The sequence below is a fragment of the Megasphaera vaginalis (ex Bordigoni et al. 2020) genome (assembly GCF_900240295.1).
GTDB classification, from domain to species: domain Bacteria; phylum Bacillota; class Negativicutes; order Veillonellales; family Megasphaeraceae; genus Megasphaera; species Megasphaera vaginalis.
Genome location: NZ_OEQB01000006.1, coordinates 50,392 through 63,256, shown reverse-complemented (window position 1 = coordinate 63,256; position 12,865 = coordinate 50,392). Strand labels below are relative to the sequence as shown.

At 52.4% G+C, this 12,865-nt stretch carries 8 protein-coding genes; 1 reads left to right on the top strand and 7 read right to left on the bottom strand.

The window, feature by feature from the left end; genetic code table 11:
* Positions 1-58: 58 nt before the first annotated feature.
* The 3 genes from uvrC to uvrB are packed head-to-tail and all read right to left on the bottom strand — an operon-like array spanning position 59 to position 6,895.
* A complete protein-coding gene (gene uvrC, locus C0977_RS08530; protein WP_101913094.1) occupies positions 59-1,888 on the bottom strand; it encodes an excinuclease ABC subunit UvrC in 1,830 nt (609 codons plus the stop codon).
* Positions 1,878-4,742 (bottom strand): excinuclease ABC subunit UvrA, encoded by a 2,865-nt coding sequence (uvrA, locus tag C0977_RS08525; RefSeq protein ID WP_101913093.1) that lies wholly within the window; start codon positions 4,740-4,742, stop codon positions 1,878-1,880. The genes uvrC and uvrA overlap by 11 nt, the downstream gene beginning before the upstream one ends.
* Positions 4,742-6,895 carry an excinuclease ABC subunit UvrB gene (gene uvrB, locus C0977_RS08520; protein ID WP_101913092.1) on the bottom strand — a complete coding sequence of 718 codons (2,154 nt, stop codon included), beginning with the start codon at positions 6,893-6,895 and terminating at the stop codon, positions 4,742-4,744. The genes uvrA and uvrB overlap by 1 nt, the downstream gene beginning before the upstream one ends.
* A gap of 212 nt (positions 6,896-7,107) precedes the next feature.
* On the opposite strand from uvrB, the gene C0977_RS08515 reads away from it, so the two are divergent.
* A complete protein-coding gene (locus tag C0977_RS08515) occupies positions 7,108-8,574 on the top strand; it encodes an ArnT family glycosyltransferase (protein WP_101913091.1) in 1,467 nt (488 codons plus the stop codon).
* 111 nt (positions 8,575-8,685) lie between these two features.
* Here the strand turns inward: C0977_RS08515 and htpG are convergent, their stop codons facing one another.
* The 4 genes from htpG to C0977_RS08495 all read right to left on the bottom strand — a co-directional run bounded on the left by htpG (position 8,686) and on the right by C0977_RS08495 (position 12,775).
* Positions 8,686-10,641, bottom strand: coding sequence for a molecular chaperone HtpG (htpG, locus tag C0977_RS08510; protein WP_101913090.1), 1,956 nt, complete (start codon positions 10,639-10,641; stop codon positions 8,686-8,688).
* Between the two features lie 179 nt (positions 10,642-10,820).
* Entirely contained in the window at positions 10,821-11,798 is a 978-nt protein-coding gene (locus C0977_RS08505; RefSeq protein WP_101913089.1) for a PTS glucitol/sorbitol transporter subunit IIB, read from the bottom strand.
* Between the two features lie 10 nt (positions 11,799-11,808).
* Positions 11,809-12,336 carry a PTS glucitol/sorbitol transporter subunit IIC gene (locus tag C0977_RS08500; RefSeq protein WP_023053367.1) on the bottom strand — a complete coding sequence of 176 codons (528 nt, stop codon included), beginning with the start codon at positions 12,334-12,336 and terminating at the stop codon, positions 11,809-11,811.
* A 49-nt stretch (positions 12,337-12,385) separates the two neighbouring features.
* On the bottom strand, positions 12,386-12,775 hold the full coding sequence (locus C0977_RS08495; protein WP_023053383.1) for a transcriptional regulator GutM: 390 nt from the start codon (positions 12,773-12,775) through the stop codon (positions 12,386-12,388).
* Positions 12,776-12,865: the final 90 nt, after the last annotated feature.

Genomic DNA, 12,865 nt, shown 5'->3' with positions numbered 1-12,865 from the left:
GGAATAGATTTAGCTATACTTTTTAATTATACCTTATTTATCATTACCTTGACAAACGTTACTTTTGATTTGTCGCTTTTCGTTTCTCATCGGTACCGAGGCGAAAAAAGTAATACACATTTTCCGCTGCAAGCCGATTCATGCCGTCTACGGCAGCCAATTCTTCGAGCGAAGCGGCTTTCATTTCGTCAAGACTCCCAAAAGCCTGCCACAATGCCTTGCGCCGTTTCGGCCCTATGCCGGCGACGTGATCCAGGACGGAAACGAGATTCCGTTTGCCGCGCAGTTTGCGGTGATAGGTAATGGCGAAACGATGCGCTTCATCCCGGATAGCTTGAAGCAACTGCAATTCCGGTGTGTGGTGATCAAAGATAATCGCATCGGAACGGCCTTCAACAAAGACCTCTTCAATCCGCTTGGCCAAACTGATGACAGGCGCCGCCGCACCGGCGCCGCGGATGACCGGCAAGGCCGCATGCAGCTGTCCCTTGCCGCCGTCAATGACGATCAGATCCGGTTCGGGCCAATCCGTTTCGCTGTAACGCCGTGCCATGATCTCCGCCATAGCGGCGAAGTCGTCCGGTTTTCCCTGCACCGTTTTCAGCTTAAAACGGCGATATTCACTTTTGGCCGGCCTGCCGCCTTCAAAGACGACCATGGAAGCCACCGTCTCGCTGCCCTGAATATGCGAAATATCAAAACACTCCATCCGTTCCGGCAGTTGCGGCAGATCAAGAGCGCGAGCCAACGCTTCAACGGCGCCGCTCGTCTTATCGAGGTCGTGTTGCCACTGAAGCCGCCGCTGTTCCATCAGCACAGCGGCATTGTTCTCCGCCATTTCCAGTAATCTTCGCTTCATGCCCCGCTGCGGCACGACGAGTGTGACATGCTGCCCCTTTTGTCCGGTCAGCCGATGTTCGTAAGCCGCCTGTTCCCGGACGGCGGGAACGATGATTTCCTTCGGTACAAAAACGCCGGCAACATAGTACTGGTCCAAAATCGCTTCCGTCAATGCGGCGTCGGTTTCATCCAGGCTGTTTTCCAGACTGAACGTTTCCCGTCCCATGAGCTTGCCGCCACGTATCGTATAAATCTGCACACAAGTCTGTCCCGCCGAGCGGGCAAACCCGATAACATCCGTATCCCCGCCTTGCGTGACGATATCCTGCTGGGATTGAATAACCTTCAATGCCGTCGCCTGATCGCGATACATGGCGGCTTTCTCAAATTCCATTTTTTCGGCGGCCTCTTCCATTTGCCGCTGCAACTGCAGCAGCAGTTCCGTACTGCGTCCTTCCAACGCGTCCACAGCCCGCAGGGCAAGCTTGCGATAAGCTTCTTTGGAAATATACCCGACGCAAGGCGCATCGCAGTGCCCCAAATGATATTGCAAACACGGCCGCTGCACGCGCATGGAACGGCAGGTCCGGAGGCGAAGCGCCGCCTGCATCGCCTTCAAGACGCGATGGACGGCGCCGGCATCGGCGTAAGGTCCGAAATACCGAGCGCCGTCGCGCATGACGCGGCGCGTCATGAACATGCGGGGAAAATCTTCTTGCAGCGTCACCTTGATATATGGATAGGTCTTGTCGTCGCGCAGCATGATATTATAGCGGGGGTGGTGCTTTTTGATCAGCGTATTCTCGAGAATCAGCGCCTCCATCTCGTTCGCCACGACGATCGTTTCCAAATCGACGGCGTGGCTGAGCATGGCCGCAACCTTCACGGCCCTGTTGGTATCGTTGCGAACATAGCTCTTGACGCGGTTGCGCAAATTGATCGCTTTACCGACGTACAGGATACGTCCCCGTCCGTCTTTCCACAGGTAAACGCCGGGTTCGGTCGTCAAATTCCGTACCTTTTCCAGTACGCCTTCACTAAACGCCATGGCGCGCCTCTTCGGTCATCAACCGTCGCGTCCGCTCCAGGACGGGTTGCAGAAACTTTCCCGTATACGATGCCGCCGCCTGGCAGATCTGTTCAGGCGTACCGACGGCCACGACCGTACCGCCGCCGTCGCCGCCTTCAGGCCCCAAGTCGATAATATAATCGGCCGTTTTAATGACATCAAGGTTATGCTCAATAACGACGACCGTGTCGCCGCCGTCAACAAGCAGCCGGAGTACCGTCATCAGCCGGTGGATATCCGCCGCGTGCAGCCCCGTTGTCGGTTCGTCAAGAATATAGAGCGTCCGTCCCGTACTCCGTTTCGACAGCTCCGTCGCCAACTTGACACGCTGCGCCTCGCCGCCTGACAACGTCGTCGCAGGCTGACCTAACCGAATATAGCCGAGCCCCACTTCCTGCAAGGTCTGCAACTTGTTCAGGATACGTGGCAAATTGGCGAAAAACTCGCAAGCGTCATCAACGGTCATATTCAACACGTCGGCAATCGTTTTCCCCTTGTATTTCACTTCCAGCGTTTCCCTGTTGTAGCGCGCGCCGCGGCAAACTTCGCAAGGCACATAAACATCAGGCAAAAAATTCATTTCTATGCGAATAATGCCGTCGCCGTGACAGGCTTCACAGCGGCCGCCTTTGATATTAAAACTGAAACGGCCGGCCTTGTATCCCCTGATCTTGGCTTCTGCCGTCTGACTGTAAAGTTGGCGAATAAAATCGAAGACACCCGTATACGTGGCCGGATTCGACCGAGGCGTCCTGCCGATCGGCGACTGATCGATATTAATGAGTTTGTCAATATGTTCCGTTCCCTGCAAGGATTTGAACTTGCCGGGACGGTGAGGCGTCCCGTAGACGGCCTCCGCCATGCCCTTGTACAGGATTTCATTGACAAGGGTCGATTTCCCCGAACCGGAAACGCCCGTAACGACAGTCAGCGTACCGAGAGGAAAAGAAACGTCAATATTTTTCAGGTTATGCTCTGCGGCGCCGATAATATCGATTGTCATCCCGTTGCCGGGACAACGCCGCTGCGGCAGCGGCACATATTTCGCGCCGGAAAGATACTGGCCTGTCAGGGACTCCCGGCAGGCCATGATGTCGTCAGCCGTACCTTGAGCAACGATCTGACCGCCATGTTCACCGGCTGCGGGACCGATATCCAAAATATAGTCGGCAGCGCGCATCGTATCTTCATCATGTTCGACGACAATCAGCGTATTGCCGATATCGCGCAGATGCCGCAAGGCCTGAAGCAGTTTTTCATTATCCCGCTGGTGCAGACCGATTGACGGTTCATCGAGAATGTACAGAACGCCGACGAGACCTGAACCGATTTGTGTGGCCAGCCGTATACGCTGCGCTTCCCCGCCGGACAAGGTACCTGCCGTCCGGGACAGCGTCAAGTACTCCAAACCGACAGTTTGCAGAAATTGCAGACGCCCCCTGATCTCCTTTAAAACCTGCTTGGCAATGAGTTGTTGTCTTTCCGTCAGCTGTACCGTCTCAAAAAATGCGATCATTTCACGGACAGTCATGTCCGTCAGTTGCTGAATATTGATACCGCCGATCTTGATAGCCAGCGCTTCCGGTTTAAGCCGGGCGCCGTGGCAGACCGAACAGGGCTTCACCGTCATGAACTGCTCGAATTGATCACGCATCATATCGGAGGACGCCTCCCGGTAACGCCGTCTGATCATCGGCATGACACCTTCAAAGGGCGTCGTAAATGTTTTCACTTCACCGCGCATGTTTTCATATTCAAATACGCAGGGATCGTCAGAACCCCAAAGGACCTTTTCCTGCAACGCACCGGGTAAATCGGAAAAGGAATTGTCCAGACCGAATCCCTGCGGCTTCAGCAGGCCGCCGAGCTGCCTCATGAACCAGGCGTTGGGGTTACTGCTCAACGCCGCCACGGCCCCCTCTGCAAAAGTCTTGTTCCGGTCAGGAATGACAAGGGATTCGTCGATTTCTCTCGTGCTGCCGATGCCGGAACAGGCGGGGCAGGCGCCGAAGGGACTGTTGAAAGAAAAAAGGTGCGGCTCGATTTCGGGCAGGCTGATATGGCAGTCAGGGCAGGCAAAATGCTGACTGTACGTCAGTACCTCCTGCGTTTCCAACCGATAGACGCGCACAATACCGTCGCCCAACCTGGCCGCCGTCTCCAGAGAGTCCGTAAGGCGCGATACGATTTGTTCTTTGACGACCAGACGGTCCACGACGACTTCTATCGTATGCTTCTTGTTCTTTTCCATCGGAATGTCGTCGGAAAGCAGATACATGGCGCCGTCAACGCGGACACGGACATAGCCGTCTTTGACCAGCCGGGACAGCACCTTCTGGTGCGTCCCCTTGCGGCCATCTACAACGGGCGCCATAATCATGACCTTCTCTCCGTCGCCGAGCGCCAGGACGGCATCGGCCATCTGCTCAATCGACTGCTGCCGGATCGGCTTGCCGCAGTGCGGACAAAAGGCTTCACCGGCACGGGCGTAAAGAAGCCGCAAGTAGTCGTAAATCTCCGTCACCGTGCCGACTGTCGAACGGGGATTGCGACTCGTCGTCTTCTGGTCAATGGAAATCGCCGGCGACAACCCTTCAATATAATCGACGTCAGGTTTATCCATTTGCCCCAAAAACTGCCTGGCATAGGCGGAAAGGGATTCGACGTAGCGTCGCTGCCCTTCGGCGTAAATCGTATCGAAAGCCAGCGACGATTTTCCCGATCCCGACAATCCCGTAAAAACGACAAAACTATCGCGCGGCAATTTGACATCTATGTTTTTTAAATTATGCTGTCTGGCGCCTTTTATCTCAATATATTTATCAGTTGGCATCACTGTTGTCTACTCCCTTTTCCGCCTTTATCGGCAGTCGTCTTCAGGCGCCTGCGGTCGGGACGGCGTACTTTACGGACAAACTTCGCCTGCGGCATATCTTCACCTTGCAATTCCTTCGGCAGCGTATCGTCACAAGCCAGCGCCGAAAGCTGTTGTCGCAGTTCTCCCAAGCGGTCGCGCAGCTGCGCGGCCTTTTCAAATTCCAGAGTTTTCGAAGCCTGCTTCATCTGTTCCGTCAAGGTATGGATAACTTTATGGAGCGCCTCTTTCGTCAATCCCTCGCCTTCCCCTTCATAGGCGCTTCTGTCTTCCGCTACCTTTGTCAGTTCGATCAGATCAACGACGTCTTTGCGAATAGACTGCGGCGTAATGCCGTGCGCTTCGTTATACGCCGCCTGCACTTCACGCCGCCGCTGCGTCTCTTCCATGGCACGCGCCATCGATCCCGTAACGACGTCGGCGTACATAATAACCTGACCGTTGGCATTACGCGCGGCGCGCCCCATCGTCTGAATCAGCGACGTGTCGGAACGCAAAAAACCTTCTTTATCGGCATCGAGAATGGCGACGAGAGAAACTTCCGGCATATCGAGCCCTTCACGCAGTAAATTGATGCCGACGAGAACATCGAAAACACCGGCGCGCAGATCGCGGATGATCTCGGCCCGTTCAATCGTCGCAATATCGGAATGAAGATAGCGGACGAGAATTCCCATTTCCTTTAAATAATCGGTCAAATCTTCTGCCATCTTTTTGGTCAGCGTCGTTACCAGGACCCGTTCATGGCGTTCCATCCGCCGGCGTATCTCGCCGAGTAAATCATCCATCTGGCCGGCAATCGGTCGCACTTCCACCAAGGGATCCAACAGCCCCGTAGGTCGGATAATCTGCTGCGCCAAATTCGTCTGCACGTCCATTTCGTAGTCGCCGGGCGTGGCGCTGACATAGATAATCTGATTGATCCGTTCGACAAATTCATCGAAATTCAGCGGCCTGTTATCGAGAGCCGACGGCAGGCGAAATCCGTATTCAATCAACGACGTCTTGCGGGAACGGTCACCGGCGTACATAGCCCGCAACTGCGGCAGCGTCACATGCGATTCGTCAATCATGATCAGGAAATCGTCGGGAAAGTAATCGAGCAACGTATAAGGCGCTTCTCCGGCCTGACGGCCCGACAAATGGCGTGAATAATTTTCGATTCCCGAACAATATCCCATTTCTTCCATCATTTCCATATCGTACCGCGTCCGCTGTTCCAGCCGCTGCGCTTCCAGCAGACGGCCGGCCTCTTTCAGCAGTTTCAGCTGCTCTTCCAATTCACGGCTGATCGTGCCGATGGCCCTCTCCATCTTTTCCTTTGTCGTCACATAATGACTGGCCGGATAAATGGCGACGTGCTTGCGTTCCGCCAACACCTCTCCGGTCAGCACGTCGACTTCCGTCAGCCTGTCGATTTCATCGCCGAACATTTCGACGCGAATGACGGAACTGTCAAACGCGGCCGGAAAAATCTCGATCGTGTCGCCGTGAACGCGAAACGTGCCGCGGCGCAGTTCCATGTCATTCCGCGTGTATTGAATATCGACGAGCTTACGAAGAATCTCTGCTTGTCCCTTTTCCTGTCCCAGGCGAAGCGACACGACGAGATCACTGTAATCTTCCGGGTCACCTAAGCCATAGATGCAGGAAACGGAAGCGACGATAATGACGTCGCGCCGTTCAAAGAGGCTCATTGTTGCCGAATGGCGCAGCTTATCAATCTCATCATTAATGGACGCATCTTTTTCAATATAGGTATCCGTCGTGGCAATATACGCCTCCGGCTGATAGTAGTCATAATAGCTGACAAAATATCCGACCTCGTTGTCGGGAAAGAAAGCTTTGAATTCACTGCAAAGCTGCGCCGCCAGCGTTTTGTTATGCGCAATGACCAGCGTCGGCTTCTGAACAGCTTCAATAACCTTGGCCATCGTAAACGTCTTCCCCGTACCTGTAGCGCCGAGCAAGACCTGCGCCCATTGCCCGGTTGCCACGCCCCGGGCCAGCGACCGGACGGCTTCCGGCTGGTCTCCCATCGCCTCATACGGCGCGACGACGCGAAAACGGCGGCTGTCGTCGTAATCTTTATTATGCCCTGCTACATCCATTTTTACCCCTGCTATAAAAAATAATAATTATCAATGAAATGTACCTGTATCATACCATAAGAGCGAACATATGTACACCTCCTCCTTTTCGGCGTATGCGCGAATCTGTCCGGCTGCGGAAAGATAGTTTAAAGTTTATTTAACTTTTCGTACACCTTTCTTTAATGAGGCCAGGTATGCTCATTACATCACGCAGTGAAAGAAGGTTTCCCATGAAGCGTTTACGACAAGAACATCCTTATCTCGTTTTGCTCTTTTTCGCTCTTTTTTTGTATCTGCTGGGCAACAATCTGCTAGCTGTCACCGACACGTCAGAATCGAATTACGCCTTAACGGCAAAAGAAATGGTCCAGTCAGGCGATTGGATTTCTCCACAAATTTTTGGTCGTTACTGGTATGATAAACCGATTTTTTACTACTGGGAGTTGGCATTGTCCTTCAAGCTCTTCGGCTTCAATGAATTCGCCGCCCGTTTTCCTTCAGCCGTCATGGGAACGCTTTCCCTTCTGTTCACATATTGGTTCGCCAATCGCGCCTACGACGCAAAGACCGCTTGGCGGGCCGCCGTTATCTTGGGCACGAGTACGGAATTTTTTCTGCTTTCCAAAGCCGTCATTACAGACGCCTCTCTTTTCCTCTTCACGAGTGCCGCCATCGCCTTTTTTTACTTGGGCTATAAGGAAAACTCCCGTTACTACTACGGCTGTTATCTGTTCGCCGCCTTGGCGACCTTGACCAAGGGCCCGATCGGCCTTTTTCTGCCCGGCTTCGCCGCCTTGGTCTTCCTCTTTCTCAAAAAGGACCTGCACGAATTCATGCGCCTTCATTTCTTTTCGGGCATGATGCTCTTTTTCAGCCTCACCGGTCTCTGGTACGGCACGATGTATTGCCTGCACGGCGCCGATTTTCTGATAAACTTCCTGGGTGTGCACAACGTCCTCAGGGCGACCGTCTCGGAGCATCCCGGACAAAATAAGTGGTACTTTTACCTGATCGTTTATGCCGTCGGGTTTTTGCCGTGGAGCTTTATTCTGCCCGTTTCGTTATATAAAAAATGGAAACGCCATGACCTGCAGTTCCGGAAAGCCGCCGATATTACCCGACTGCTCCTAATCTATATGGCAGTCATATTGATCTTTTTCGAATTAGTCGCCACCAAATATTCTACGTATACTTTTCCGGCCCTGTTCTCCTTCGCCATCTTGTCCGCCGTCCTCTGGAAAGATGCCGCCGTGCCGGTCAAGGCGGTCGGCGCCTCCTGCTTTGCAATCTACATCGCCTTGACCTTACTGTTCGCTCCGACGATCATGCTGCGCCAATCGGGCAAAGAAATCGGCGCGCAACTGCGCGTCATGGACACAACGGCCGGGCCGATCTGCTTTGACGGCTTTTATCGGACATCAGCCGTCTTTTACAGCGACAAAAAAATTTATGCAACGGCACCGGCCGCGGACCTCGAAAAGCTGAAACCACACGGGCTGAGTTGGAATGCAAAAAACGTCATGCCCATGATAGCTATTGAAGGAGCAACGACAACGCCGGGCAGCACCCTTGTCAGAGAGGCGCAAAAGCCGATAACACCGGCCTTATTCCTGCAACAATGGGGAATAACGACGGCAGGACCGGGCGACACGTCCGAGGAAACAGTAAATAAGTATACGATTTTACAAAAGAAATAGAACTGTCATACTACTACATTCAACTGTTTGCCAAAAATCCCCGACAGAAATACTGCTACCGTATTTCTGTCGGGGATTTTTCTATGTTATAGAAAAGAGGGTGCGCGTTTATTATTTAGCCATCATGGCCGCCACCTTGTTGGCGAAGGCAACGGGATCATCGGGCATGATCCCTTCCAGGAGCAGGGCCTGATCGTAAAGGAGACCACAGTAATCGCGGAAACCGTCGGTATCTTTACCGCCTTCATGCAAATGCTGCAAGCGGCTGAAAAGATCATGGTGCGGATTGATTTCTAAAATCCGCCGTGCCTTAAGCATCGGATTATCGGCAGCGGCAAAAGCCTGCTCCATTGCGATGGAGGGACCTGCCGCATCAGCTACAAGGCAAACGGCGCCGGTCTTCAGGCGGTTCGAGAGACGGACGTCGACGACCTTGCCGTCCAAAACCGACTTCATATCGCTGAGAAGAGCTTCATTCGACTTGGCCATATCTTCATTTTTCTTCTTTTCCGCCTTGAACGCCTCGTCTTCCAAATCCAGATCGCCGCGGCTGATAGAATGAAATTTCTTTCCTGCATATTCGCCAACGGCTTCAACGGCAAATTCGTCGACAGGGTCAAGCATGTACAACACTTCCAGATCCCGTTCGCGAAGCAATTCCATTTGCGGCAACCCGTCGATGGCCGCCTTATCCTTGCCTGTCGCATAATAGATCTTTTCCTGACCGTCTTTCATGCGCGCCGTATATTCCTTTAAGGAGCAAAGCTTGCCGTCTTTAGACGACATGAACAGAAGCAGATCCTTTAACTTATCCACCTTGTTCTCGCCGCTCATCATGCCGCTGTAAATACCTATTTTCAACGATTTTCCGTATTCGGCCCAGAACTTTTCATAGCTTTCGCGTTCCTTATCCATTTTTCTCGTCAACGTCTTGAGAATATTCTTTTCCAGATTTCTGCCGATAAGTTTTAATTCGCGGCTCTGCTGCAATAATTCACGGGAAATATTCAAAGACAGATCCGGCGAATCGACGAGCCCCTTTACAAACCGGAGATAGTCTGGCAACAGGTCCTTACATTTGTCCATAATGAATACGTGTCGGGAATACAGCTGGATGCCCGGTTCATAATCACTGTAATACAGATTGAACGGAGCACTGCCGGGAATGAAGAGAAGCGACGTATATTCGACGGCGCCTTCCGCCTTCGTATGGAAAATCTCCATCGGTTCATCCCATTCGTAGAATTGGTGTTGGAAAAAGTCCTTATACTCTTCCGGCTTGATGTCCGATTTGCTGCGGGTCCACAAAGGCTGCATCGAATTCAATGTCCGCAACTCGTTTCGTTTTTCCGCCGCAGCCCCTTCCACCGGTTTGCCTTCGGCATCTTTCGGAACTTCTTCAATGACGAAATTCATCGTAATCGGATAACGGATGTAATCCGAATACTTTTTGACCAGACGCTGCAACGTATACGTATCCGTATAGTTTTCATCGCTGCCGGCAGCGCAAAAAGCATCCTGCAAGGTCACGATGATTTCGGTGCCGTGTTTTTCTTTTTCGCATTCTTCCAACGTATAGGCGCCGTCACCGCTCGATTCCCAACGGTACGCCTGCGATTGGCCGGCTTTCCGCGTAACGACGGCAACGGACCGGGCCACCATAAAGGCCGAGTAGAAGCCGACGCCGAATTGGCCGATCAGCTCCTTATCGGAAACATGTTCATCCTTGTCCTTAGCCTGGCGCAGCTGTTCCAGAAAGGCCTTCGTCCCCGATTGCGCGATCGTACCTAAATTGGCAATCAATTCTTCACGGTCCATACCGATCCCGTTGTCGGACAAGGTCAACGTCTTCTGCTCCGCATCAGGTGTCAAATGAATGACGAAATCCGTATCGCCTTCCAGCAGTTCGCCGTTCGTCAGTGATTGATAATGCAGCTTATCAATCGCATCGGAAGCATTGGAAATCAATTCCCGCAGAAAAATCTCGTGATTCGTATAAATGGAATGGATCATAAGATCCAACAGTTGTTTCGTTTCCGCTTGAAACTCATACGTTTCTTTTGCCATAATACCAGCTCCTTTTCTTGAATTAGCACTCTATACCGCAGAGTGCCAACATCTACGTATCTATCATACAATAAAAAGACAAATAGTCAAGGCCAAAAACGCAATGCGTCATCAACCATCTGGAAAGAAACGAAAAAAAACGCTCTGCCTTTGACGGGCAGAGCGTTCAACAGTTGCACTCAATACAAACCGATGCTGGCTGCATAAGCGATCAAGACGGCCAGCGGCCCCGTAATGACGCGGGAATACAAAACGGCAGGCACGCCCAGCTCGATCGTTTCCGGCTCAGCCTCCCCCAAGCTGAGACCGACCGGCACGAAATCGGCGCCGACCTGCGCGTTGATCGCAAACAACGCCGGCAGCGCATATTGTGGCGGAATATGCCCCAAGCCGATCTCCGCCCCCAAAAGCGTGCCGACTACTTGGGCGATAACGGCACCCGGTCCGAGAATAGGCGAAACGAACGGAATCGCGCAGATAAACGAAATGACAAGCATTCCCGGCAGCGTACCGGCTACAGGCGAGATGGTATTGGCAATGATGCCGCCGATGCCGGAAGCGCTGATAATGCCCAAAATCATGCTGACAAAAGCCATGAACGGCAAGATGCTTTTGATGGTAATGTCAATGCTTTCCCTGCCGGCGGCATAAAAGATATTGACGATTCGGCCAATCGAAATGCCGATGCGCGTAACGATATTGCGCTTCTGCGCCGTTTGAGCGGCGCCAATCGCTTCGCCGCTTATCGCCCGCCCCTCCCGAGCACGGATAGGCGCCGCCTGCGCCGCATCGGCCTGACGGGAAATACAGTCTGAAGTCACGCCCGATACATACAGATCTGCCGTAATAAAACGTGCCAACGGCCCGATCTTTCCTACCGGAACCGTATTGATCGTAAGGATATTTTTTTTCGGGTACACGCCGCAGCGGGCTGTGCCGCCGCAATCGATGACGACGGCTAAAATTTCTCCGTCAGGAACGCCTGTCGTAAATCCGTCAACAGCTTCACATCCGGTCAATTCGGCCAGCTCCGCGGCCAACGGGTGAATACCGCCGCCGGTGATGCTGACAATCTTATGCTTGTGTTCCGTCGGCGTGATGGTCAGCGGTCCGCCCCAACCGCCTGCGCCGTTTCTGACAACTGCTGTACAATACATTACGTTCCTCCTATACCTTGCGGCCGGTTTTACGGCACATATACGCATAAATCTGCTCCGTAACGATACCGCGCAGCAAAATGACGACGATACCGACTAAAAAATACCGAACAGCCAGTTCACCGAGTTGGAACCCCAAGGTTTGGATCCCTGCGGCAATCCCCATATAGACGAAGAGTTCACTGCCGTTGGCATGAGGAAAGATCCCCGTCACAGGATGAACGAAGCTGACTGCCGCGTCATAAAAAGCCGGTTTATATTTTTCCTCCACAAATCGCCCGAAAGAAAAGCACATAGGGCTGCCCAGAAAAATAATCGACAACACGGGAACGACAGTGTATCTCGTGATCCGGTACCGCGTCGCTCTTTGGGCGAACGAAAAAAAACGGTCTTCGCCAATCAGTTTGATAACGGAATTGACTGCCGTCATTAAAACGATAATCAGCGGAATAATGGCCGTGACAAAGCCGGTAAACGTAACTGCGCCGGCTTTGAATAAGTCCATGAAGCCATTGGCACAGGAAGCAATAATTTCCATTGTAGTCCACCTTCACTCTCTTCTCGTTATGAGTATCATCCTTCGCCCCTTACTGTCCGCCTGTCTCCAGTCTACTGACCAAGGCCTGCACCGCTTGCAGGTGTCCGGCGTAAAGGTGACGCGCTCTTCGACCTGCCGCCGAATAACGTCGTTCCATTTCATAAATTGATTTGCCTGAAATATCGGGGATCTCCTGGAAACGGCTGAAAACGGTCATACCGCTCATCATTTCTCCGCCCGTAATGGCGCCACGGCCGTCGCAGGCTATGATTACGATTTGACCGGGCCCGAAGCGGGAACGTTTACCGCCAATTCCGATATGCCCCTTTTTATGAAGGCGATGAATTGCCCTTCGATACGCTTTTATCTGAAAATGAGTTCCGATCACCTGCATGATCATCAAGGCAAAAAGAATAATAAAAAATAATTCCAGCGACATGATACCGTCCTTTCCAGCAAAAAAATAAAACCTGAAAATACAAGTAATGTATTTTCAGGTTCAATTAACGTCAGAGACGATAACATATGG

Excerpts from the sequence above, each read along its gene's own strand:
- uvrC (WP_101913094.1), bottom strand. The coding sequence starts at position 1,888 with ATGGCGTTTAGTGAAGGCGTACTGGAAAAGGTACGGAATTTGACGACC.
- uvrA (WP_101913093.1), bottom strand. The coding sequence starts at position 4,742 with ATGCCAACTGATAAATATATTGAGATAAAAGGCGCCAGACAGCATAAT.
- uvrB (WP_101913092.1), bottom strand. The coding sequence starts at position 6,895 with ATGGATGTAGCAGGGCATAATAAAGATTACGACGACAGCCGCCGTTTT.
- C0977_RS08515 (WP_101913091.1), top strand. The coding sequence starts at position 7,108 with ATGAAGCGTTTACGACAAGAACATCCTTATCTCGTTTTGCTCTTTTTC.
- htpG (WP_101913090.1), bottom strand. The coding sequence starts at position 10,641 with ATGGCAAAAGAAACGTATGAGTTTCAAGCGGAAACGAAACAACTGTTG.
- C0977_RS08505 (WP_101913089.1), bottom strand. The coding sequence starts at position 11,798 with ATGTATTGTACAGCAGTTGTCAGAAACGGCGCAGGCGGTTGGGGCGGA.
- C0977_RS08500 (WP_023053367.1), bottom strand. The coding sequence starts at position 12,336 with ATGGAAATTATTGCTTCCTGTGCCAATGGCTTCATGGACTTATTCAAA.
- C0977_RS08495 (WP_023053383.1), bottom strand. The coding sequence starts at position 12,775 with ATGTCGCTGGAATTATTTTTTATTATTCTTTTTGCCTTGATGATCATG.